Here is a 21,893-nt window from a genome sequence, read left to right as displayed (position 1 = left end):
CCGGAGAGGTTTCAAGACGATCGGCGGAGACAGAATTCTTAAGAAATTGCATCTACACAGTTCAGAGGTAGTCATGATCAAGAAAATCGGTGTACTGACGAGCGGCGGTGATTCGCCGGGTATGAACGCTGCAATCCGCGGCGTTGTGCGTTCTGCGCTTTCAGAAGGTCTGGAAGTTTTTGGTATTTACGATGGCTACCTTGGCTTGTACGAAGATCGCATGGAGCAGCTGGATCGCTATAGCGTGTCCGACATGATCAACCGCGGCGGCACCTTCCTTGGCTCGGCCCGCTTCCCGGAATTCAGGGATGAGAACGTACGCGCCAAGGCGATTGAAAACCTGAAGAATCGCGGCATCGACGCGCTGGTGGTGATCGGCGGCGACGGTTCCTACATGGGCGCCAAACGCCTGACGGAAGAAGGCTTCCCGTGCATCGGTCTGCCGGGCACCATCGATAACGACGTTGCCGGCACTGACTACACCATCGGTTACTTCACCGCGTTGGAAACCGTGGTGGAAGCGATCGACCGCCTGCGCGATACCTCCTCTTCGCACCAGCGTATCTCCATCGTGGAAGTGATGGGCCGTTACTGCGGCGATCTGACGCTGGCGGCGGCGATTGCCGGCGGTTGCGAATTCATCGTGCTGCCTGAAATCGAATTCAACCGCGAAGATCTGGTGTGCGAAATCAAGGCCGGTATCGCCAAGGGTAAAAAACACGCCATCGTGGCGATCACCGAGCACATCTGCGACATCGATGAGCTGGCGCGCCACATCGAGCAGGAAACCAAGCGTGAAACCCGCGCCACCGTGCTGGGCCATATTCAACGCGGCGGTTCACCGGTTGCCTACGACCGCATCCTGGCCTCGCGCATGGGCGCCTACGCCATCGAGCTGCTGCTGCAGGGCTACGGCGGCCGCTGTGTCGGTATCCAGAACGAAAAAATGGTGCACCACGACATCATCGACGCGATCGAAAACATGAAGCGTCCGTTCAAGGGCGACTGGCTGGAAACGGCGAAAAAGCTGTACTGATACGCCGCTCATCGTACGACAAAAAAGCCTCCGCTCGCGGGGGTTTTTTTATGCCCGTTGGCGATATATTCCGGAATCATCTATCCCAAAATTTTTTATTCTTTAATTGCCGGGAAAGTTTCTGGCAGGCTCTGATGCTAAATCAACCGATTAAGGTTGCGCTTAATTTTCTGGGAGAGCCTGTCGATGCGTAAATGGGGTGTAGGTCTGACATTGGTGCTGTTGGCGTCCGGCGCCATGGCGAAGGATATTCAGTTGCTGAACGTGTCATACGATCCGACGCGTGAGTTCTATCAGGCTTACAACACGGCATTCAGCAAGCACTATCAGGCGGAAACCGGCGACAAGGTGACGGTGCGCCAGTCGCACGGCGGTTCCGGCAAACAGGCGACCTCGGTGATCAACGGCATCGAGGCCGATGTGGTGACGCTGGCGTTGGCCTATGACGTCGACGCCATTGCCGAACGCGGGCGTATCGAGAAAGACTGGATCAAACGCCTGCCGGACAACTCGGCGCCTTACACCTCGACCATCGTCTTCCTGGTGCGTAAAGGCAACCCGAAACAAATTCACGACTGGCCCGATTTGCTCAAGCCGGGCGTGTCGGTGATCACCCCGAACCCGAAAACCTCCGGCGGCGCCCGCTGGAACTACCTGGCCGCCTGGGGCTACGCGTTGCACCACAACAACAACGATAAGACCAAGGCGCAGGACTTCGTCAAAAACCTGTACAAGAACGTCGAAGTGCTGGATTCCGGCGCGCGTGGCTCGACCAACACCTTCGTTGAGCGCGGCATCGGCGACGTGCTGATCGCCTGGGAAAACGAAGCGCTGCTGGCGGAGAAAGAGCTAGGCAAAGACAAATTCGAGATTATCACCCCGAGTGAATCGATCCTGGCCGAACCGACGGTGTCGGTGGTGGATAAGGTGGTCGATAAACGCGGTACCCGCGACGTGGCGACCGCCTACCTGAAGTATCTGTATTCGCCGGAAGGGCAGACCATCGCGGCACAGCACTATTACCGTCCGCGCGATGCGGCGGTGGCGGCCAAGTTTGCCGGGCAGTTCCCGCAGTTGAAGCTGTTCACCGTGGATGATACCTTCGGCGGCTGGACCGAAGCGCAGAAGGTGCACTTCGCCACCGGCGGCGTGTTCGACGAGATAAGCAAACGCTGATGCCGGTTGAGCGGCAATAAAAAACCCCGGCAAGCCGGGGTTTTTTTATGGCAAGCCTAAGGCAATCAGGCTTTTTTCGCTGCGGCAGCGGCTTTGACGATCACGGCGAAAGCGTCGGCTTTCAGCGAGGCGCCGCCAACCAGCGCACCGTCGATGTCTGGCTGACCGAACAGCTCTGCGGCGTTCTTGTCGTTCACCGAACCGCCGTACTGGATGATGATTTCAGCGGCAACCGCGGCATCGTGCTTGGCGATGTGGTCACGGATAAATTTGTGTACGGCCTGCGCCTGCGCAGGGGTAGCGGACTTGCCGGTGCCGATGGCCCAGACCGGCTCATAGGCGATCACGGTGCCTTTCATCGCCGGCGCGCCCAGCGTTTTCAGCACGGCGTCGATCTGGCGTGCGCACACTTCTTCGGTTTTGCCCGCTTCGTTTTCCGCTTCGGTTTCACCGATGCACAGCACCGGGATCAGGCCGGCTTCTTTCAGCACGGCGAATTTCTCGGCGATGACTTCGTCGCTTTCTTTGTGGTAGGTGCGACGCTCGGAGTGGCCGATGATGATGTACTGGGCGCCGACGTCTTTCAGCATGTTGGCGGAAACTTCACCGGTGAAGGCGCCGGACAGGTTAACGTCCACGTTCTGTGCGCCCAGCGCGATGCGGCTGCCGGCCAGCGCGTGCTTGGCCTGATCCAGGTACATCACCGGCGGGGCGATGGCGACGCCACAGCCGTCAACGCTGCTCAGCTCATTGCGCAGGCCGGCGATCAGTTCGTTGACCATGTGGGTGCTGCCGTTAAGCTTCCAGTTACCCATAACTAATGGATGACGCATGTTTTTTCCTCCAACTAGGGAACGCGAGAGTCGAAATGACAACTGCCGGACCGGCAGTTTACCTGCCCAACAGTATAGAGATCATTAAGCGCGAAGGCTTTGCTTTTCGTCATTAAATGCCGCGCCGTTACGGCTCGGAAAGCGCCAGCTTAATCGGTTCAACCGCGAAGGTTACGCCTTTATCGCCGTTGTCCGAGACGACATAGCGAATGGCGCCGACCTGCTGTTGGTAAAAACGCGATCCTTTGCCTTTTTCCAGCAGGCTGTTCACCTTGTTCTGGCTCTGTTCCACCGTCAATGCCGGTTCGAACTGGCGCATCAGCGCCGCCATATAGCTGATGGCGATGGCGCGCGCGGCTTTTTCTTCATTGGCCTGCTGCAGCGGCAGGTGAGTGATCTGCAACGTTTTGATTTTACCTGTGCCTTTCTCCAGCGCGGTGGAGGCGTACAGGTTTTCGTTGAGTTTGCTGGCGGCGCGCGTCAGCAGTGGCGAATCGTCTTCGGCGGCGGGAATGGCGCGGAATTCGCCAATCGGCAGCTTCGGGTTGTCGCGATTGTATTTTTCGCGGAATTTGACCACCGTCAGATCGAACGTCGGCGCCCCGGCCAGCAGGTAAGGTGCGGCGGGCGTTGCATCGGCGGGCGGCGGATCGGCCCAGGCGTTGGCGGCGGCCTGCAACAGGCAGGCGATGACGAGGGTTTTTCTCAGCATGGCGTATGGCATCAAGGACAAAGATGGCTCCGATTAAAGCGATAACCCGCGGGGCTTGTCAAAGATCCCACGCCATTATCGGTTCGCTGACGAGAAAGCTGTGCGGCGCACCGCGTTATACGAGGCGGAAAACTCGGCCTGGCAGCGCCTATGTTACACTGCGGCGCAGAATATGGGCAGGCTTAGAGCGCAGGAATCGATGACGTTACAACAGTGGTGTTTTTCTTTTAAGGGCCGCATCGGGCGGCGCGACTTCTGGATTTGGATGGGGCTGTGGTTGGTGCTGATGGCGGTGGCGTTTACGCTGGCCAATTATCAGCTGATCGCCATCCAATCCATCGCCTTCTTTATCGTGGCGCTGCTGTGGCCGACGGCGGCGGTGCTGGTCAAACGCCTGCACGATCGCAACAAGGCCGGCTGGTGGGCGCTGCTGCTGATCCTGGCATGGATGCTGGCGGCGGGGAACTGGCAGATGCTGGCGCCGATCTGGCAATGGGGCGTCGGGCGTTTCATCCCGACGCTGATTATCGTGATGATGATGATCGATCTGGGCGCCTTCGTCGGCACGCCGGGAGACAATCGGTTCGGCCCGGAAGCCGAACCGGTGAAGTTCCGCTGATCCCCTTCGGGTTACCAGTAGTGTTCGCTGGTGATGTGGCCCGGCTTGCGGCGCAGATGCTTGCGCATCTCGCGGTGATCTTTCAGCGTTTGCTGCGTGTCCCGCACCATTTGCGGGTTGCCGCACAGCATCACGTGGCTGGTTTCGGCGTCGATGGTCAAGCCGATCGCCGCTTCCAGCCGGCCGTCCTCGATCAGCGCCGGTACGCGGCCGGTCAGTGAACCGGGTGTTTCTTCGCGACTGACGACGGTCTGGATGCGCAGCTTGCCGTTGTAGCGCTGCCGCAGTTGCTGCATCAGCGGCAGGTAGCTGAGGTCACGCGCAAAGCGCGCGGCGTGCACCAGCACCAGGTTGTTAAAGCGCTCCAGGCCGATGCCCTGCTGCAGAATCGATAAATAGGGGCCGATGGCGGTGCCGGTCGCCAGCATCCACAGCGTGTCGCAGTCGGGCACCTCGTCCAGCACGAAGAAGCCGGCCGCTTCTTTGGTTACCATCACGTCCGATCCCGGCTGCAGCTGACTGAGGCGCGGGCTCAGTTTGCCTTCCGGCACGGTGACCAGATAGAACTCCAGATTAGCGTCGTCGGGGGCATTGACGTAGGAGTAGGCGCGCTGCACCCGTTCGCCGTCGATCTCCAGCGCCAGCTTGGCGAATTGCCCGGCGGTGAAAGGATCGATGGGGGCATTGACCACCAGGCTGAACAGCCCGTCGGTCCATTGTTTTACCTGCGTAACCTTGCCGTTTACCCATTCAGCCATACTCTAAAGCTCCCGTGGTCGAATCAAATAAGCACAATGTCGTGAGCCGGAAATGGCGTGCGCGGTGCGCTCTACCCGGTAGTCGTTGCCGAACAGGCGGTGAAACAGCTGCAGCTCGGAATTGCACAGGCTGCTGCAGTTGGAGCCGGCCACGCCGATCGGGCAGTGGTTTTCCACCAGCAGCGCGCCGTGCGGGTGGTCGAGCAATTCGGCCATGTAACCGTCGTGTTGCCGCAGGCGCACCAGGCGGGCTAACCGGTCCTGATGGCTGCGCTCGGCGGACAGCTCTTCGGCATAACGCAGATAAAGCTGCTCTTCGCGCGCGCTGAGCAACGGCTCCACCCCGGCGCCGCCAAACAGCTCCAGCGCGGATGCCCGCAGCCGCTCCTGATCGGCGGCGGCAAAGGCATGCCCTCGCTCGGTCAGTGACCAGTAACGCGTCGGGCGGCCGACCTTGCTACGCGCTTCTTCGTAACAAACCAACTCACGTTTTTCCAGGGATTGCAGATGTTGTCGGATGCCCATCGGCGTGATGTCCAGACGCTCCGCCAGCATTTTGGCCGAGTGCGGGCCGAGAGCCTTTAACTGCAATAAAATCAGCTCAGGTGTTTTCATGAACCAAATCCCTATGGTGTTATTTTATTTCAAGTTGATGAAAATAATTATCGATTAAATGCTAAAGCGCGGCTACTGCAAGGGCGCTATTTTTAACTCTAAAGCGTTAGACGTACAGTTTAATTTACGAGCCTGGTCGGGTTTGCTGCCAGTGTGACCTGGATCAATATCTGCCTGAAACTCGCTAAAAAAATCAGATTTGATTAGTTTATGCCGCCATAGAGGGCTGCTCGCCGTTCTGGCTGCTGCAACGGCCATACCGGGACGCTGTGACGAGTTGAAACGTTAACGAAGATAATGAGAAAACTAGAAAATTTTCACCTGCTGGTGATGCTTATCCTGTTAGTCGCCGTCGGCCAGATGGCGCAAACCATTTATGTTCCCGTTATTGCTGATATCGCCCACGATCTGTCGGTTCGCACCGGCGCCGTGCAACGGGTGATGGCGGCATATCTGCTGACCTACGGTTTCTCCCAGCTGATTTACGGGCCGATATCGGATCGTATCGGGCGTCGCCCGGTGATCCTGACCGGCATGATGATCTTCCTGGTCGGCGCGCTGGGCGCGCTGCTGTCCACCAACCTGACGATGCTGGTCGCCGCCAGCGCCATCCAGGGGATGGGCACCGGCGTGGCGGGCGTGATGGCGCGCACTATGCCGCGCGATCTGTATGCCGGCACCGCGCTGCGCTATGCCAACAGTTTGTTGAACATGGGGATTTTGGTCAGCCCGCTGCTGGCGCCGGTGATCGGCGGCGCATTGGCGATAGTGTTCGGCTGGCGTGCCAGCTACGCCTTCCTGCTGGCGCTGTGCGCCTGCGTCGCCTTCGCCATGTTCCGCTGGCTGCCGGAAACCCGCCCGGGGCAAACGGAAAAACGCCGTATGCTGGCCAGTTTCCGCCAGCTGCTGGGCGACAGCACCTTCAGCTGCTATCTGGTGATGCTGATCGGCGCGCTGGCGGGCATTGCGGTATTCGAGGCCAGCTGTGGCGTGTTGATGGGCGGCGTGTTGGGGCTCAGTGGCCTGACCGTCAGCATCCTGTTCATTCTGCCGATCCCGGCGGCGTTTTTCGGCGCTTGGTACGCCGGGCGCGACGGCAAGACCTTCCACACGCTGATGTGGCATTCGGTGATTAGCTGCCTGCTGGCGGGGGCGATGATGTGGATCCCGGGCTGGTTCGGCGTGATGAACATCTGGACGCTGATCGTGCCGGCTGCGCTGTTCTTCTTCGGCGCCGGCATGCTGTTCCCACTGGCGACCACCGGGGCGATGGAGCCGTTCCCTTACCTGGCCGGCGCGGCGGGCGCGCTGGTGGGCGGCATGCAGAATATGGGATCGGGGCTCGCGACCTGGCTTTCTGCCATGCTGCCGCAAACCGGGCAGTTCAGCCTCGGATTGCTGATGTTCGCGATGGCGCTGCTGATCCTGCTGTGCTGGTGGCCGCTGTCCAACCGGATGCAACATCAGGGGCATACCGCATAACACCCTTCCCGAACCGGTGCAGGCCTTAGTCTTGCAAGACGACTAAGGTCATGCCGCCGGTTTTGACCCAGATTATTACTGCGCTGCGGCGATCGGTATACACTTTACCGACAGTGTTTTTCCGGGTTATTCGCTATGTCATCACTGCAGTTCATTCAACGTGTTCCCGTCGGCTTCTTTGGGATGGTTCTGGGGGTTTTCGGCCTCGGCAGCGCCTGGCGATACGCCGCCACGCTCGGCTATGGGCCCGGCTGGCTGGGCGAGTCGCTCATCTTTCTCGGCAGTGCCATCTGGCTGGTGCTGGCGCTGGTCTATCTCTGTCGCGGCCTGACAGATCCACGCGCGGTGCGTGACGAGTTTCGCAGCAACACTCAGTTCAGTTTTATCAGCTTGCTCCCGGCGGGCGGCGTGCTGGTGTCCATCGGCCTGCACCCCTACAGCCTGCCGTTGGCGAATGGGCTGATGGTCACGGGCTCCATCGGCCAGCTCATTTTCTCGGCCTGGCGCTGCGCGCCGTTGTGGCGCGGCGAGTTCGCGTCGGAGGCCACGACGCCGGGATTCTACCTGCCGACGGTGGCCGCTAACTTTATCTGTGCGATGGCGTTTGGCACCGCCGGCCATCATGATATCGGCATGATGTTTCTTGGCGCCGGTTTGATTTCATGGCTGACCCTCGAACCCGCCATCATCCACCGCCTGCGCACCAAGACCGCGCTGCCGGCCGCTGCCCGCGGCGTTATCGGTATTCAGCTGGCTCCGGCCTTTGTCGCCTGCTATGCGTGGTTATGCGTCAATGGCAACGACTTCGATACGTTCGCCTTAATCCTGTTGGGCTACGGCCTGCTGCAGCTGTTTTTTATGTTCAGGTTGGTGCGTTGGTTTTTTGCCGGTGGCTTCAGCCCGGGCATGTGGGCTTTCTCGTTCGGCTTATCGGCGATGGCGAACGCGTCGCTGCGGTTGCTGCAGAGCCAGCGCGGAGCAGATATGCAAGTGCTTGCCTGGGGGCTGTTCGCGTTGGCCAACCTGCTGCTCATCGGCCTGATGGTGAAGACGCTGTGGCTGCTGTTGCGTGGAAAACTGCTGCCCGCCAAAACGCCGGTGGCGGGATGAACCCGCCCTCAGCGGCGGCTGGGGGCGGTCTCTTGCCGGCTTACAGCAAAAATTCGTGCAGCGCCGGGTCCTTGCGATCCAGATAGTGGGTTGAGCGGATGCGGCGGATGGTGCGCGACTTGCCGCGGATCAGCAGGGTTTCGGTCGTGGCCATGTTGCCCTGGCGGCTGATGCCCTCCAGCAGATCGCCCTTGGTGATGCCGGTGGCGGAGAAGATCACGTTGTCGTTGCGCGCCATCTGGTCCATGCGCAGCACCTGACCGGCCTCGATACCCATTTCCCGGCAGCGCGCTAGCTCCTGTTCGCCGATGCGGCGGTTCTCGGCGCTGTCGCCTTTCACCTTATGGCGCGGCAGCAAACGCGCCTGCATGTCGCCGTCCAGCGCGCGGATCACCGCCGCGGAGATCACCCCTTCCGGCGCGCCGCCGATGCCATACATCACATCGACCTCGCTTTCCGGCATGCAGGTGAGAATGGAGGCCGCCACGTCGCCGTCAGGAATGGCGAACACCCGCACGCCCAGCTGCTGCATCTGCGCGATGACGCCGTCGTGGCGCGGTTTGGCCAAGACGATCACCGTCAGCTGAGACAGCGGTTTGCTCAGCCGTGCGGCGACGTTCTGCAGGTTCTCCGCCAGCGGCAGGTCGAGATCGATGGCGCCGCGCGCCGCCGGGCCGACCACCAGCTTCTCCATGTACATGTCCGGCGCGTGCAGGAAGGTGCCGCGATCGCCCACCGCCAATACCGCCAGCGCATTGGACTGGCCCATGGCGGTCATGCGGGTGCCTTCGATCGGATCGACCGCGATGTCGATCGCGTCGCCCTGGCCGGTGCCGACCTGTTCGCCGATATACAGCATCGGCGCTTCGTCGATCTCGCCTTCGCCGATCACGATGCGGCCATCGATATCCACTTTGTTGAGCATGATGCGCATGGCGTGGACCGCCGCGCCGTCGGCGGCGTTCTTGTCGCCGCGTCCCAGCCATTTGTAGCCCGCCAGCGCGGCGGCTTCGGTAACGCGGGAGAATTCGATGGCTAATTCACGTTTCATGGCAAACCTGTCTGTGAGAAAGGGAAGAAAATATCGGCAAAGTCTATCACAGCGCAGCGGTGGCGGGGCGGGGCAAAAAAAAGCGCCGCCCGCAGGCAGCGCAATTTGGGGGGAACGACAAGGCTGGGTTTAGTCGTGATCTTCCCACGCCTGAGCGCGAGCCACCGCTTTTTTCCAGCCGCTGTAGCGGTAGTTACGTTCGGTGGTTTCGATGCTTGGGCGGAATTCACGCTCAATCACCGCTTTGCTCTTCACTTCATCCAGATCGTTCCAGTAGCCGATGGCCAGGCCCGCCAGGAACGCGGCGCCCAGCGCCGTCGATTCACGCACTTCAGGGCGTTCCACGCGGGTGCCGAGGATATCGGACTGGAACTGCATCAGGAAGTTGTTGGCGACCGCGCCGCCGTCCACGCGCAGCGATTGCAGGCGGGTGTCGGCGTCGGCCTGCATGGCGTCCAGCACGTCACGGGTCTGGAAGGCGATGGATTCCAGCGTGGCGCGGATGATGTGGTTGCTGTTGGCGCCACGGGTCAGGCCGAAGATGGCGCCGCGAGCATACGGATCCCAGTAAGGGGCGCCCAGGCCGGTGAAGGCCGGCACCACATAGACGCCGTTGCTGTCTTTCACCTTGGTGGCGAAGTATTCGGAGTCGGCGGCGTCGCTGATCAATTTCAGCTCGTCGCGCAGCCACTGGATAGACGCACCGCCGATGAACACCGCGCCTTCCAGCGCATAGTTCACTTCGCCGCGCGGGCCGCAGGCGATGGTGGTCAGCAGGCCGTTTTTCGAGCGCACCGCTTCTTTGCCGGTGTTCATCAGCAGGAAGCAGCCGGTGCCGTAGGTATTCTTCGCCATGCCCGGTTGAACGCACAGCTGGCCGTACAGCGCCGCCTGCTGGTCTCCGGCGATACCGGCGATAGGAATACGCGTGCCGCCCTTACCGCCGATGTTGGTCTGGCCGTATACCTCGGAGGAAGGACGGACTTTCGGCAGCATGGCGCGCGGGATATCCAGCACTTCCAGCATGCGCTCATCCCAGTCCAGCTCGTGGATGTTGAACATCATGGTGCGTGAGGCGTTGGTGTAATCGGTGACGTGTACGCGCCCCTGGGTCATTTTCCACACCAGCCAGGTATCGACGGTACCGAACAGCAGTTCGCCGCGCTTGGCGCGCTCGCGGGCGCCTTCGACGTTGTCCAGGATCCACTTCACCTTGGTGCCGGAGAAGTACGGGTCAACCACCAGGCCGGTGTTGTGACGGATGTACTCTTCCAGACCGTCGCGCTTGAGCTTCTCGCAGATGTCGGCGGTGCGGCGGCACTGCCAGACGATGGCGTTGTAAATCGGCTTGCCGGTCTCTTTTTCCCAGACGATGGTGGTTTCGCGCTGGTTGGTGATGCCGATGCCGGCGATCTGATCGGAACTGATGTCGGCTTTCGCCAGCACTTCTACCAGCGTCGAGCTTTGCGACGCCCAGATCTCCATCGGGTCGTGCTCAACCCAGCCGGCCTTTGGATAGATCTGCGGGAATTCGCGCTGCGATACCGCAACGATGTTGGCGTCGTGATCGAGCACGACGGCGCGTGAACTGGTGGTCCCTTGGTCGAGTGCGACAATGTATTTTTTTTCTACAGTCATGGTAATTATCCTGCTGTTGTTAACCGTTTAAAACTGCACCCATCACGCTTTGCGCTGCTGGGTCTTGGCATCAGGCTCTTCTTCCGTCACGCAGACGTCGCACGGCAGGTGGCGGCCAATCAGCGCGCGGTAACCGAAAGCGCCCAGGCCACAGCCGACGATAGGGGCGAAGATCGGCACCAGGAAGTACGGGATGTCGCGTGCGCCGGTGAAGGCGACTTTGCCCCAGCCGGCCAGGTAGGCGAACAGTTTCGGCCCGAAGTCGCGCGCCGGGTTCAACGCAAAGCCGGTCAATGGTCCCATGGAGGCGCCGATCACGGCAATCAGAATACCGATCAGCAGCGGCGCCAGCGGGCCGCGCGGAATGCCGTTGCCGTCGTCGGTCAGCGCCAGGATCAGGCACATCAGAATGGCGGCGATCACCATTTCTACCAGGAAGGCCTGGCCGACGGAGATGTGCGCGTTAGGGTAAGTCGAGAAGATGCTGGCCAGTTCGAGGCTTTCGTTGCTGCCGCGCACCATGTGGTGAGCCGCTTCGAAGTCGAAGAACAGGTTGTAGTACAGCCCATAGACCAGGGCGGCGGCGCAGAAGGCACCGGCGACCTGCGCAATGATGTAAGGCACCACTTTGCGCCCGTCGAAGCAGGCGAACAGCCACAGGGCGAGGGTGACCGCGGGGTTGAGATGCGCGCCGGAAATGGCGGCGGTCAGATAGATGGCCATGGCGACGCCCAGGCCCCAAATGATGCTGATTTCCCACTGGCCGAAGCTGGCGCCCGCCAGTTTCAGCGCGGCAACGCAGCCTACGCCAAAGAAGATCAGCAGCGCCGTGCCGAGGAACTCGGCGATGCACTGGCCTTTTAATGTCGGACTGGTGGTTTGGCTCATAATGTTGTTGTCCTGCAAAACGGCGGTTGTTGGTTTATAGGCTCAGTTGGGTATACATCCGGCCTATGGGCACAGTTTTTTTCATCTCGTCCAATTATTGAATAAGGACGTGATGTAAATTTATCGTTAACGAACATAAACGAGAAATAGCGAAATCAAAATGTGTGTGGCGCGTCATAAAATTGAGCGATTTCGCGTCGTTTAGTGTTCTTTCTGAGCCATAAAAGTGTGATCTGACCAGTGGTTTGGCGAGGGTTGTTAACAACTCGCGGTGGCGGCGGCGGGGATTTTCAGTTTTTGCTGATGGCGGGGGCAGGAAAATTGCAACAGACTGCGCGATGATCCGGTATGTTGCTAGACAGGCGGAGACTGGCTACTTACAATCGTTTTTAACGAATCGAGACTGGCGCGCCTTCCGTAACGGCGCGCGTCACTGAGCGCGATGCAATATTCGCAGTAGCTGCAGCCGATGTTGCGGCCGCTACTTATAGATGTACGCCTTGCTATCATGAGGGGACTGAAGCATGTCATTTGAAGTATTTGAGAAACTGGAAGCAAAAGTACAGCAGGCGATTGATACCATCACCTTGTTGCAGATGGAAATTGAAGAGCTGAAAGACAAAAACAATTCTCTGTCGCAGGAAGTTCAGGCTGCCTCCGGCAACCACGAAGCGCTGGTGCGCGAAAACCAACAGCTGAAAGAAGAACAGCACGTATGGCAAGATCGCCTGCGCGCTCTGCTGGGCAAAATGGAAGAGGTCTGATTCCTCACGCCATGCAGCAACGAAAAGGGCGCCTCAGGCGCCCTTTTTCATGACCGAAAATCACTCGATGTCGAGCGGGTCTTCGGAGAGGATGATGCCGGTGTTGTCGGCATACAGGTGATCGCCGGAGAAGAAGGTGACGCCACCGAAGTTGACGCGGATATCGCTTTCGCCCACGCCTTCGCTCACGGCACCCACCGGGATCGCCGCCATCGCCTGAATGCCGATGTCGAGCTCTTCCAGATCGTCCACCTGACGCACCGCGCCGTACACCACGATGCCTTCCCATTCGTTCTGGGCGGCCAGGCGCGCCAGTTCGGCGTTGATCAGCGCCCGGCGTACCGACCCGCCGCCGTCGACCAACAGCACGCGGCCGCGGCCGTTTTCTTCAAGCAGATCGAACAACAGGCCGTTATCCTCAAAGCATTTCACCGTGGTGATCTGCCCGCCAAATGAAGTACGCCCGCCAAAATTGGAGAACAGAGGTTCAACAACGTTCACCTCTTCATGATAGATGTCGCAAAGTTCGGAAGTATCGTATTTCATAGGATTTTACGTCTGTTTGCCGCTGGAATGTTCAGTATATCCCTTTATTCGCCCTGTTGGCAAAATCATCAGTTTTTAACTGAGCGCCACGCCGATGGCGAACAGCAGGTTGGCCAGCAACGCCGCCTTGACCATGTGCTCCAGCATCGGCCGCATGCCGACCGGCGTCGGATCGCGCAGTACGCGCAGGCCGTGACGCACCAACAGCGGGATCGCCAGCACGAACAGCCAGCCCCACGGGCTGTGGAGATTGAACAGCGTAAACAGCGCGAAACACAGCACCGCGCCGCCGAGCAGCAGGGCATGGTAAATGCGCGCCTTGTGCGGGCCGAGACGCACCGCCAGCGTGTTCTTGCCGTTTTCGCGATCGCTCTCGATATCGCGCAGATTGTTGATGTTGAGCACCGCCGTCGCCAGCAGACCGCAGGCGGTGGCCGGCAGCATCACGACGCTGTCGAAGGTGTGCGTTTGCAGATAGTAGGTGCCGGCTACGCTTAGCCAGCCGAAGAACACCAGCACCGAGATGTCGCCCAGCCCCAAATACCCGTAGGGCTTGTTGCCGACGGTATAGGTGATGGCCGCCACGATAGACAGCCCGCCCAGCACCAGGAAGCCCACTACGTCGCTGGGTTGCTCGCAGGCGACGGCGATCAGCGAACAGCCGGCGAGGGCGATCAGCACCACCGTCACCACCAGCGCCCGTTTCATCTGCGCCTGGGTGATCATGCCTTTTTGCATGCCGCGCAAGGGCCCGATGCGATCTTCTTTGTCGCTGCCTTTGACCGCATCGCCGTAGTCGTTCGCCAGGTTGGAGAGGATCTGCAGCAGGCCGGCGGTCAACAGCGCCAGCAGCGCCACTTCAGGTTTCAGGCTGCCGTGCCAGGCGGCGATGGCCGAGCCGACCACGATGGAGGCAAAAGCCAACGGCAGGGTGCGGGGGCGTAGACTTTCCAGCCAGGCGGAGATCGGGGTGGTGGAGGTTGATGAGCTCATGTTTCGCTTCTGTGTCCGTTACAAATAATTGTGGGAGGCAATGCCTCCCACACAGATGACTGACAAGACAATGATTGAGCGATTATAGGATAAAACGACTCAAATCTTCATCCGCCACCAGTTCATCCAGATGACTGCGCACGTAATCCGCATCAATTGTAATGGATTGGCCATTAATTTCACTCGCATCGTAGGAAATATCTTCCATCAGACGCTCCAGCACGGTGTGCAGACGACGCGCGCCGATGTTCTCGGTGCTTTCGTTGACCTGCCACGCGGCTTCGGCGATGCGGCGGATGCCGTCGGCGGTGAACTCGATGTTGACGCCTTCGGTGCCCATCAGCGCTTTGTACTGCTCGGTCAGCGACGCGCTCGGTTCGGTCAGGATGCGCTCGAAGTCTTCGGTAGTCAGCGCCTGCAGCTCAACGCGGATCGGCAGACGGCCCTGCAGTTCCGGGATCAGATCCGACGGATTGGCGGTCTGGAATGCGCCGGAAGCGATGAACAGGATGTGGTCGGTCTTCACCATACCGTGCTTGGTCGACACGGTGCAGCCTTCCACCAGCGGCAGCAGATCGCGCTGCACGCCTTCGCGCGAGACGTCCGGGCCGGAGCTCTGGCCGCCGCGCTTACAGATTTTGTCGATCTCGTCGATAAACACGATGCCGTGCTGTTCAACCGCTTCGATCGCCTGCTCTTTCAGCTCTTCCGGGTTCACCAGCTTGGCGGCTTCTTCTTCCACCAGCAGCTTGAAGGCTTCTTTGATCTTCACCTTGCGCGGCTTTTGCTTCTGGCCGCCGAGGTTCTGGAACATCGACTGCAGCTGGTTGGTCATCTCTTCCATGCCCGGAGGCGCCATGATTTCCACGCCCATCGGCGCGGCGGCCAGATCGATTTCGATCTCTTTGTCGTCCAACTGGCCTTCGCGCAGTTTCTTGCGGAATGCCTGGCGGGCGGCGGACGGCTCCTGATGCTCTTCCGGCTGGCCCCAGTTGTTCTTGGCCGGCGGGATCAGCACGTCGAGAATGCGCTCTTCGGCCAACTCTTCGGCACGGGTGCGGTTTTTCTCGATCGACTGCATGCGCACCATTTTGATGGCGGCATCGGTCAGATCGCGGATGATGGAATCCACTTCTTTGCCCACATAGCCCACTTCGGTGAACTTGGTGGCTTCAACCTTGATGAACGGCGCGTTGGCCAGCTTCGCCAGACGACGGGCGATTTCGGTTTTACCGACACCGGTCGGGCCGATCATCAGAATGTTTTTCGGGGTCACTTCGTGGCGCAGCATCTCGTTGAGCTGCATCCGGCGCCAGCGGTTGCGCAGGGCAATGGCGACAGCGCGTTTGGCCTTGTTTTGGCCAATGATATAGCTGTCCAGTTCGCTGACGATCTCGCGCGGGGTCATTTCAGACATGGTATTCGATCCTTACGCTTTGGAAGGCAATTCTTCAATGGTGTGGAAATGGTTGGTGTAAATACAGATGTCGCCGGCGATGTTGAGGGATTTCTCAACGATGTCGCGGGCGCTCAGCTCGGTATTTTCCAACATGGCGCGGGCTGCGGCCTGGGCGTACGGGCCGCCGGAGCCGATGGCGATCAGATCGTTTTCCGGCTGCACCACATCGCCGTTGCCGGTGATGATCAGCGAAGCGTTTTCATCGGCGACCGCCAGCAGCGCTTCGAGCTTGCGCAGCATGCGATCGGTGCGCCAGTCTTTCGCCAGCTCGACGGCGGCTTTCACCAGATGGCCCTGATGCATTTCCAGTTTGCGTTCAAACAGTTCAAACAGCGTGAAGGCGTCAGCGGTGCCACCAGCGAAACCGGCGATCACTTTGTCGTTATACAGGCGACGCACTTTCTTGACGTTACCCTTCATCACCGTATTACCCAGGGTTGCCTGGCCATCACCACCGATGACGACCTGGCCGTTGCGGCGTACGCTTACAATTGTTGTCACGAGCAGACCCTCGTTAAAGACGGAAAGAAGTCCCCGCAGCGCCTGCTTTCGCAGACGCTACGAGGCATATTGAGAGTATAGATGGGGGGGGATTGACGCTTTTCAACCCCCAACGGAGAGGGGAATGCAACTCGACATGCCGACGCCCTTCAGGCGCGAAAGGGTTTTGTCCGCGGCGGCGCGGCTGCTGTAAGGGCCGAGCACGACGCGATTCCAACCGCCGCCGGCGGTGATGCGGCTCTCGATGCCTTCGAACGCCAGGCGCGCGCGCACGGATTCAGCCTGATCGGTGGCGCGGAATGAACCGCATTGCACCATCCACTTCTGCTTCGACTCCGGTTTGGTTTCCTGCTTGGCCGTTTCCTGTTTCACTTCCGGTTTCGGCTCCGGCTTCGGTTGCGGCTTCGGCTCAGGCTGTTTCACCTGCACCGGTTGTTGGGTAGTCGGTTTTGGCTGCGGGTGCTGCTGCACCGGCGCGGTGGTGGCCCCGTTGTTGAACGGGTTGCGCGGCGGCTGGCTGACCTGCACAGGTTGCTGCTGCATTTGCTGTTGTTGCATCTGCTGCTGCTGGCGGTTGCTGCGCGCGTTGGCCTGGCCCGGATCGTTATACGGCACTTCGTTCAGCTGCGTCGGGCGCTGCTGCATGTCGGCCTGCATCTGCTCCAGCAGCTGCCGCTGTTCGGCGGTCAACTGAGTTTTGGAGTTGAGCTCGCCGCCGGCCGTCGGTTCGGTCGGGGTTTGCACGCCGATCTGCCGATTTTCCAGCTCTTTGATGTAGCGCCAGCGCTCTTCCGGCTTCGGCGGCAGGCCGTTGCCGGGGCGCGTGGTGTGCGCAGGCAACAACGGCGCGTCTTCCGGCTTGTTGTGCGTAATGAAATAGAGGCCACCGACAAAGACAACCAGCAACGCGGCGGCTAACGCCAGCACGGTTTTGGAAACCTTCGGAGAACTGCGTTTTTTACGGCTGGGGGTTTTACGCTTAGCTCCTGCTGCGCGCCCACGGCTTACATAGTCTTTTTGTGCCACTATTATTCCGCTGTGTCCTGATGAAAGGATAAGTCCGTCATGTTACTGAACCCTAAAATATTTGACTAGCGTTTCGGGGCAGCGGTGCTGCCTCTGATAATCAATTCACTGTCCAATAGCCGGGAGCCGCTGGCCACCGTCTGGCCGTTCAACTGCTCCAACAGCAACAACATCGCCTGCTGGCCGATCTGGAAGCGCGGCTGCGCCACCGTGGTCAGCGGCGGATCGCAATACTGCGCCAGCTTGAGGTCGTCAAAGCCGACGATCGACAGATCCTGCGGTACCCGCAGCCCCATTTTCTTCGCCTGGGACAGCACGCCGATCGCCATGACGTCGCTGTGGCAGAACACCGCCGTCGGCGGTTTCGGCTGAGCTATCAGCGCCGTCAGCGCTTGCGCGCCGGCTTCGTAGGTAAAATCACCCCGGGTAATATAGCTGCTTTCGACGGTAATGCCATTACGACGTAGCGCTTGAACGTAACCCTGCAGCCGATAATGGCTCAGCGGCATCTGTTCCGGCCCGGCGATACAGGCGATCTGCCGGTGGCCCAATTGATGCAAATAATGCACGGCTTCAAAGGCGGCGGTCAGGTTGTCGATATGCACCGTCGGCAGTTCCAGCTCGGGGGCGAATTCGTTGGCCATCACCATCGGCGGCAGGTTGCGCTGTTCTTCCTTGCTGGCGTCGAACGGCAGGTTGGAGCCCAGCAGCAACATGCCGTCGATCTGTTTGGTGATGATCAGATTGACGAAGGTACGCTCTTGCTGATTTTGCTGGGCGCAGTCGCCGATCAGCACCAGATAGCCTTGCTGGGCAGCGGTCTGTTCGATCCCCTGGATCACATCGGCGAAAAACGGATCGCAGATGTCGGGCACGATCACCAGGATGGTGCGGGATTCGTTGCGCTTGATATTGCGTGACAGAGCATGAGGAGAATAACCCACGGCCAGCACGGCCTGTTCCACCTTTTGGCGCGTCGGCGTTGACACCTTTTCCGGGTTCATCAGCGCACGCGATACGGTAGCCGTTGAAACGCCCGCCATTTCGGCGACGTCTTTCATGGTCGCCATGGATAACTCTTTCTTGTGTTCCAACGCCTTTCTCCTTGCGTCAGCCCCATGCCGACGCCACTACTGCTGTTTGCTCACAATGTCCGGCATGCGGTGGCGAGATTGTTGTCATTGAGCGCCACTCGCGTTCGGGCACTCCGTCGCGCTGCGATGTGGCGACAAAATTTGCCCTCGCAGACATTCTAAACAGAATATGTCCCGCCTTTGTTACCTAATTTGCATAAAAAATGTGACCTGAGAAGGTTTTTTAGCGTTCGCTCGCAATTTCAAGGGTAAACGTTTGCACTGCGGCAGCTAAATCGGACTTTTCCGGGATCAGCTGTCGATCGGATCGACATCCAGCGTCCATTTCACCTTGCGCGTTTGCGGCAGGGTGCCGATCAGCGGCAGCGAGCTTTTCATCAGCTGTTGCAGGACGCGCCGCGTCGGGTGCTGCAGCAGCAGCTGCCAGCGGAAACGGCCGCCGCGTTTGGACTGCAGCGCCGGCACCGGTCCCATTACCCACAGCGAATCGTCCTTCAGCGGGCTGGCTTCCAGCAGGTTGCGCAGTTGCTGCAGGAATAGCGGAGCCTGCTGGTTATCGTGATCTTCGGCGCGCACGATGATGTGGCTGGTGTAAGGCGGCAGAAACACGCTGTTGCGCTCCGCCAGCGTCTGTTTGGCGAAGGCGTCGTAACCCTGTTGCAGCAGCACCTGCAGCAGCGGATGCTCCGGATGGTGGGTTTGCAGCAGCACTTCCCCCTGTTTGCCTGCGCGGCCGGCCCGGCCGGAGACCTGGGTATACAGCTGGGCGAAACGCTCGGCGGAGCGGAAGTCGGCGGAGAACAGCGCACCGTCCACGTCCAGCAACGCCACCAGGGTGACGTCGGGAAAATGGTGGCCCTTGGCCAGCATTTGCGTGCCGATCAGAATGCGCGCTTCGCCGCGATGGATATCCGCCAGGTGCTGCTCAAGCGCTCCCTTGCGGCTGGTGGTGTCGCGATCGATGCGGGTGATCGGCGTATCGGGGAACAGCGGCGCCAGCTCCTGCTCCAGCTGTTCGGTGCCGACGCCGACCGACACCAGGTGGGTAGAGCCGCACTGCGGGCACTGGTGCGGCACCGGCCGCTGGCTGTCGCAGTGGTGGCAACGCAGCTGACGCTGGTGCTGGTGGAAGGTGTAGTAGTGATCGCAGCGTTGGCACTCGGCGATCCAGCCGCATTCGTGGCACAGCAGCGCCGGGGCGTAACCGCGGCGGTTGAGGAACAACATCACTTGATTGCCGGCCTTTAAATGGTGCTGCATGCTCTTCAGCAGCGGTTGCGACAGGCCGACTTTCAGCGGCAGCCCCTTCAGATCGATCAGGTGCTGCGCCGCCGGTTTGGCGTTGCCCGCGCGCTGGGTGAGCTTCAACTGGCGATATTTGCCCAGTTGCACGTTGTGCAGCGTTTCCAATGCCGGGGTCGCGGAGCCCATCACCATCGGGATGTCCTCTTCCCGGGCGCGGAACACCGCCAGATCGCGGGCGTGATAGCGCCAGCCTTCCTGCTGTTTATAAGAGCTGTCGTGCTCTTCGTCGATGATGATCACGCCCAGCTGACGGAACGGCGTGAACAGCGCCGAACGGGTGCCGATGACGATGGCGGCTTCGCCGCTGCGCGCGCGCAGCCAAACCGCCAGCCGCTCGCTGTCGTTCAGCCCGGAGTGCAGCACGTCTACCGGCGCGTTGAAGCGCTCGCGAAAGCGGGCGATGGTTTGCGGCGTCAGGCCGATTTCCGGCACCAGCACCAGCGCCTGCCGGCCTTTGGCCAGCACGTTCTCCAGCACGCTGAGGTAGACCTCGGTTTTGCCGGAGCCGGTCACCCCGGCCAGCAGCCAGGCGGCGAACTGCTCATCCTCGCTTCTGATCGCCCCGACGGCGGTAGCCTGTTCAGTGTTCAGCCGCAGCCGCTCGCCGAGCACCGCGAAATTGGGGCGCCAGTCGTGCGTATCCGCGACCTGAGCGCGCAGATCGATCAGCCCTTTGGCACGCAGCGCCTGCAGGGCGCTTTCCGTCAGTTCCAGCTGGCTGACCTGATGGCGGTAGACCGGGCGTTGCAGCAGCGCCGCCAGCGCCTGCTGCTGTTTCGGCGCGCGTTTCAGGCTTTCGGGCGGGGTGGCGCGCCCCTCTTCGGTGGCGAACCATTGCCACAGCGGCGCGGCTTCGGCCGGTTTGCCTTGCCGCAGCAGGATCGGCAGCGCGTGAAACAGCACTTCGCCTATGGGGTAGTGATAGTAATCGCTGGCCCAGCGCAGGATGCGCCACAGGCTGGGGGAGAACAGCGACTCGGCGTCGATCACGCTGTCGATCGGTTTGAGCTTGTCCAGCGGCAGTTCGCTGGTGTCGCTGCAGCCGGTGACGATGCCGATCGCATGCTGCCTGCCCCAAGGGACGCCCACGCGCGCGCCGGCCACCGGCTGCATGCCGGGCGGCAGCAGATAGTCGAAGGTGCGGGCGAGGGGAACCGGCAAGGCAACGTGTACGACGGGCATGATCTCATCCAAATTGAAAAAAGTGGGCATCAGTTTACACGGCGCATCGGCAAATGTACGGTTCCGATTGCGCGCCCCGACTAATGCTGTATAATTTGCCGCCTTTGGTATAATTCGATACCAAAATTCTATTATCAACCACGTGTGGTGTCTGGCGAAACAGGGCTGGATAGCGACACGGCCTTAACTGAGGTTTCCCATGAAACAAGGTATCCACCCAAAATACGAAGAAGTTACTGCTAACTGCTCTTGCGGTAACGTGATGAAGATCCGCTCCACCGTGGGCCACGATCTGAACCTGGACGTTTGTGGCGCATGCCACCCGTTCTACACTGGCAAGCAGCGTGACGTTGCTACCGGTGGCCGCGTTGACCGCTTCAACAAGCGTTTCAGCGTACCAGGCGCTAAGAAATAAGATTTCTTATCGTCCGATGAAAAAGGCGCCTTTGGCGCCTTTTTTCGTTTCTGCCGCCGGCGTTCGCCGGGCGGTTCTCAATATTCCCAGGTATCGGGATCGACACCCAGTTCGCGCATCAACACTTTTGCGGCTTCCGGGATTTCATCGCTGCGCTCTTTGCGCAGGTCTTCATCGTTCGGCAGCGGCTGGCCGGTAAAGGCATGCAGAAACGCTTCGCACAGCAGTTCGCTGTTGGTGGCGTGGCGCAGGTTGTTCACCTGGCGACGGGTCCGTTCGTCGGTGAGGATTTTCAGGACCTTCAGCGGAATGGATACCGTGATCTTTTTGACTTGCTCGCTTTTTTTACCGTGTTCAGCGTAAGGGCTGACATACTCGCCGTTCCACTCAGCCATGGGACACCTTAACTTTGTCAGAAAAATTACAAAATTCTAAAAACCGGCCAATTATGCCCGATCTTCACTGTTCTCACTAAATAAATGTCAATTTTACGCGACCAGGGTCACTGAATGCCCCGCCTTGGCCGGACATTGTGGCTTAACATCTTATCGTCATGTCATATCGGCATAATTTTAGCGGGTATTGTGCCATTGCTCAATCTATACGCAGAGAAGTTTAGATGTCCAGATGTATTGACGTCTATCAATCCTGCGATTACTCTTTAGGCCTCATTCACCGAACCGAGAGCCG

At 59.8% G+C, this 21,893-nt stretch carries 22 protein-coding genes; 7 read left to right on the top strand and 15 right to left on the bottom strand.

What is annotated here, in order from left to right:
- Positions 1–73 precede the first annotated feature (73 nt).
- Both pfkA and QDT79_RS03810 read left to right on the top strand, forming a co-directional pair.
- Positions 74–1,036 carry a 6-phosphofructokinase gene (pfkA, locus tag QDT79_RS03815; RefSeq protein ID WP_004931116.1) on the top strand — a complete coding sequence of 321 codons (963 nt, stop codon included), beginning with the start codon at positions 74–76 and terminating at the stop codon, positions 1,034–1,036.
- 186 nt (positions 1,037–1,222) lie between these two features.
- Positions 1,223–2,212 carry a sulfate ABC transporter substrate-binding protein gene (locus QDT79_RS03810; protein ID WP_063991318.1) on the top strand — a complete coding sequence of 330 codons (990 nt, stop codon included), beginning with the start codon at positions 1,223–1,225 and terminating at the stop codon, positions 2,210–2,212.
- Between the two features lie 65 nt (positions 2,213–2,277).
- Here QDT79_RS03810 and tpiA read toward each other — a convergent pair whose 3' ends face one another.
- Both tpiA and QDT79_RS03800 read right to left on the bottom strand, forming a co-directional pair.
- Positions 2,278–3,045 carry a triose-phosphate isomerase gene (tpiA, locus tag QDT79_RS03805; RefSeq protein ID WP_063991319.1) on the bottom strand — a complete coding sequence of 256 codons (768 nt, stop codon included), beginning with the start codon at positions 3,043–3,045 and terminating at the stop codon, positions 2,278–2,280.
- A 127-nt stretch (positions 3,046–3,172) separates the two neighbouring features.
- Positions 3,173–3,757 (bottom strand): DUF1454 family protein, encoded by a 585-nt coding sequence (locus QDT79_RS03800; protein ID WP_063991320.1) that lies wholly within the window; start codon positions 3,755–3,757, stop codon positions 3,173–3,175.
- Positions 3,758–3,956: 199 nt separating this feature from the next.
- Here QDT79_RS03800 and QDT79_RS03795 point away from each other — a divergent pair, with 199 nt between their 5' ends.
- Positions 3,957–4,376: a DUF805 domain-containing protein gene (locus QDT79_RS03795; RefSeq protein ID WP_063991321.1), complete on the top strand. Its 420-nt coding sequence runs from the start codon at positions 3,957–3,959 to the stop codon at positions 4,374–4,376.
- Between the two features lie 11 nt (positions 4,377–4,387).
- Here QDT79_RS03795 and fpr read toward each other — a convergent pair whose 3' ends face one another.
- Together fpr and QDT79_RS03785 are read right to left on the bottom strand one after the other, a co-directional pair.
- On the bottom strand, positions 4,388–5,134 hold the full coding sequence (gene fpr, locus QDT79_RS03790) for a ferredoxin--NADP(+) reductase (protein ID WP_063991322.1): 747 nt from the start codon (positions 5,132–5,134) through the stop codon (positions 4,388–4,390).
- Positions 5,135–5,137: 3 nt separating this feature from the next.
- Positions 5,138–5,749 carry a helix-turn-helix transcriptional regulator gene (locus QDT79_RS03785; protein WP_063991323.1) on the bottom strand — a complete coding sequence of 204 codons (612 nt, stop codon included), beginning with the start codon at positions 5,747–5,749 and terminating at the stop codon, positions 5,138–5,140.
- A 297-nt stretch (positions 5,750–6,046) separates the two neighbouring features.
- Here QDT79_RS03785 and emrD point away from each other — a divergent pair, with 297 nt between their 5' ends.
- Positions 6,047–7,231, top strand: coding sequence for a multidrug efflux MFS transporter EmrD (gene emrD, locus QDT79_RS03780; protein ID WP_063991324.1), 1,185 nt, complete (start codon positions 6,047–6,049; stop codon positions 7,229–7,231).
- Between the two features lie 135 nt (positions 7,232–7,366).
- The gene (gene tehA, locus QDT79_RS03775) at positions 7,367–8,341 is read left to right on the top strand and encodes a dicarboxylate transporter/tellurite-resistance protein TehA (RefSeq protein WP_063991325.1); all 975 of its coding nucleotides are present in this window, start codon (positions 7,367–7,369) and stop codon (positions 8,339–8,341) included.
- 40 nt (positions 8,342–8,381) lie between these two features.
- On the opposite strand, the gene glpX is transcribed toward tehA, so the two are convergent.
- The 3 genes from glpX to QDT79_RS03760 form a co-directional block, all read right to left on the bottom strand.
- Positions 8,382–9,392 carry a class II fructose-bisphosphatase gene (gene glpX, locus QDT79_RS03770; protein ID WP_308316217.1) on the bottom strand — a complete coding sequence of 337 codons (1,011 nt, stop codon included), beginning with the start codon at positions 9,390–9,392 and terminating at the stop codon, positions 8,382–8,384.
- A gap of 129 nt (positions 9,393–9,521) precedes the next feature.
- On the bottom strand, positions 9,522–11,030 hold the full coding sequence (gene glpK / locus QDT79_RS03765; protein WP_063991327.1) for a glycerol kinase GlpK: 1,509 nt from the start codon (positions 11,028–11,030) through the stop codon (positions 9,522–9,524).
- A gap of 42 nt (positions 11,031–11,072) precedes the next feature.
- Positions 11,073–11,918, bottom strand: a complete 846-nt coding sequence (locus QDT79_RS03760) for an MIP/aquaporin family protein (RefSeq protein ID WP_039569603.1) — start codon at positions 11,916–11,918, stop codon at positions 11,073–11,075.
- 524 nt (positions 11,919–12,442) lie between these two features.
- On the opposite strand from QDT79_RS03760, the gene zapB reads away from it, so the two are divergent.
- Positions 12,443–12,682 (top strand): septal ring assembly protein ZapB, encoded by a 240-nt coding sequence (gene zapB, locus QDT79_RS03755; protein ID WP_004931092.1) that lies wholly within the window; start codon positions 12,443–12,445, stop codon positions 12,680–12,682.
- Positions 12,683–12,742: 60 nt separating this feature from the next.
- Here the strand turns inward: zapB and rraA are convergent, their stop codons facing one another.
- The 7 genes from rraA to priA form a co-directional block, all read right to left on the bottom strand.
- Entirely contained in the window at positions 12,743–13,228 is a 486-nt protein-coding gene (rraA, locus tag QDT79_RS03750) for a ribonuclease E activity regulator RraA (protein WP_038872664.1), read from the bottom strand.
- A 75-nt stretch (positions 13,229–13,303) separates the two neighbouring features.
- Positions 13,304–14,221 carry a 1,4-dihydroxy-2-naphthoate polyprenyltransferase gene (locus tag QDT79_RS03745; RefSeq protein ID WP_015379416.1) on the bottom strand — a complete coding sequence of 306 codons (918 nt, stop codon included), beginning with the start codon at positions 14,219–14,221 and terminating at the stop codon, positions 13,304–13,306.
- Positions 14,222–14,303: 82 nt separating this feature from the next.
- Positions 14,304–15,638 carry an ATP-dependent protease ATPase subunit HslU gene (hslU, locus tag QDT79_RS03740; protein ID WP_025304663.1) on the bottom strand — a complete coding sequence of 445 codons (1,335 nt, stop codon included), beginning with the start codon at positions 15,636–15,638 and terminating at the stop codon, positions 14,304–14,306.
- 12 nt (positions 15,639–15,650) lie between these two features.
- Positions 15,651–16,181, bottom strand: coding sequence for an ATP-dependent protease subunit HslV (hslV, locus tag QDT79_RS03735; protein WP_033649891.1), 531 nt, complete (start codon positions 16,179–16,181; stop codon positions 15,651–15,653).
- 102 nt (positions 16,182–16,283) lie between these two features.
- Positions 16,284–17,207 (bottom strand): cell division protein FtsN, encoded by a 924-nt coding sequence (ftsN, locus tag QDT79_RS03730; RefSeq protein ID WP_063991328.1) that lies wholly within the window; start codon positions 17,205–17,207, stop codon positions 16,284–16,286.
- Positions 17,208–17,272: 65 nt separating this feature from the next.
- The gene (gene cytR / locus QDT79_RS03725; protein WP_308316216.1) at positions 17,273–18,301 is read right to left on the bottom strand and encodes a DNA-binding transcriptional regulator CytR; all 1,029 of its coding nucleotides are present in this window, start codon (positions 18,299–18,301) and stop codon (positions 17,273–17,275) included.
- Between the two features lie 291 nt (positions 18,302–18,592).
- On the bottom strand, positions 18,593–20,788 hold the full coding sequence (priA, locus tag QDT79_RS03720) for a primosomal protein N' (protein ID WP_033654545.1): 2,196 nt from the start codon (positions 20,786–20,788) through the stop codon (positions 18,593–18,595).
- A 199-nt stretch (positions 20,789–20,987) separates the two neighbouring features.
- Here priA and rpmE point away from each other — a divergent pair, with 199 nt between their 5' ends.
- On the top strand, positions 20,988–21,203 hold the full coding sequence (gene rpmE / locus QDT79_RS03715) for a 50S ribosomal protein L31 (protein ID WP_004931078.1): 216 nt from the start codon (positions 20,988–20,990) through the stop codon (positions 21,201–21,203).
- Positions 21,204–21,280: 77 nt separating this feature from the next.
- Here rpmE and metJ read toward each other — a convergent pair whose 3' ends face one another.
- Positions 21,281–21,598: a met regulon transcriptional regulator MetJ gene (gene metJ / locus QDT79_RS03710; RefSeq protein ID WP_006317756.1), complete on the bottom strand. Its 318-nt coding sequence runs from the start codon at positions 21,596–21,598 to the stop codon at positions 21,281–21,283.
- Positions 21,599–21,893: the final 295 nt, after the last annotated feature.

Origin of the sequence: Serratia marcescens (genome assembly GCF_029846115.1) — a bacterium.
In the GTDB taxonomy this organism is placed as follows: domain Bacteria; phylum Pseudomonadota; class Gammaproteobacteria; order Enterobacterales; family Enterobacteriaceae; genus Serratia; species Serratia marcescens_L.
This window is presented reverse-complemented; position numbering and strand designations above follow the sequence as displayed.

Coding starts and splice junctions, on each gene's coding strand:
- rpmE (WP_004931078.1), top strand. CDS start 20,988: ATGAAACAAGGTATCCACCCAAAATACGAAGAAGTTACTGCTAACTGC.
- tehA (WP_063991325.1), top strand. CDS start 7,367: ATGTCATCACTGCAGTTCATTCAACGTGTTCCCGTCGGCTTCTTTGGG.
- QDT79_RS03810 (WP_063991318.1), top strand. CDS start 1,223: ATGCGTAAATGGGGTGTAGGTCTGACATTGGTGCTGTTGGCGTCCGGC.
- QDT79_RS03795 (WP_063991321.1), top strand. CDS start 3,957: ATGACGTTACAACAGTGGTGTTTTTCTTTTAAGGGCCGCATCGGGCGG.
- priA (WP_033654545.1), bottom strand. CDS start 20,788: ATGCCCGTCGTACACGTTGCCTTGCCGGTTCCCCTCGCCCGCACCTTC.
- emrD (WP_063991324.1), top strand. CDS start 6,047: ATGAGAAAACTAGAAAATTTTCACCTGCTGGTGATGCTTATCCTGTTA.
- glpX (WP_308316217.1), bottom strand. CDS start 9,392: ATGAAACGTGAATTAGCCATCGAATTCTCCCGCGTTACCGAAGCCGCC.
- QDT79_RS03800 (WP_063991320.1), bottom strand. CDS start 3,757: ATGCTGAGAAAAACCCTCGTCATCGCCTGCCTGTTGCAGGCCGCCGCC.
- QDT79_RS03745 (WP_015379416.1), bottom strand. CDS start 14,221: ATGAGCTCATCAACCTCCACCACCCCGATCTCCGCCTGGCTGGAAAGT.
- pfkA (WP_004931116.1), top strand. CDS start 74: ATGATCAAGAAAATCGGTGTACTGACGAGCGGCGGTGATTCGCCGGGT.
- fpr (WP_063991322.1), bottom strand. CDS start 5,134: ATGGCTGAATGGGTAAACGGCAAGGTTACGCAGGTAAAACAATGGACC.
- tpiA (WP_063991319.1), bottom strand. CDS start 3,045: ATGCGTCATCCATTAGTTATGGGTAACTGGAAGCTTAACGGCAGCACC.
- metJ (WP_006317756.1), bottom strand. CDS start 21,598: ATGGCTGAGTGGAACGGCGAGTATGTCAGCCCTTACGCTGAACACGGT.
- zapB (WP_004931092.1), top strand. CDS start 12,443: ATGTCATTTGAAGTATTTGAGAAACTGGAAGCAAAAGTACAGCAGGCG.
- glpK (WP_063991327.1), bottom strand. CDS start 11,030: ATGACTGTAGAAAAAAAATACATTGTCGCACTCGACCAAGGGACCACC.
- hslU (WP_025304663.1), bottom strand. CDS start 15,638: ATGTCTGAAATGACCCCGCGCGAGATCGTCAGCGAACTGGACAGCTAT.
- rraA (WP_038872664.1), bottom strand. CDS start 13,228: ATGAAATACGATACTTCCGAACTTTGCGACATCTATCATGAAGAGGTG.
- QDT79_RS03760 (WP_039569603.1), bottom strand. CDS start 11,918: ATGAGCCAAACCACCAGTCCGACATTAAAAGGCCAGTGCATCGCCGAG.
- QDT79_RS03785 (WP_063991323.1), bottom strand. CDS start 5,749: ATGAAAACACCTGAGCTGATTTTATTGCAGTTAAAGGCTCTCGGCCCG.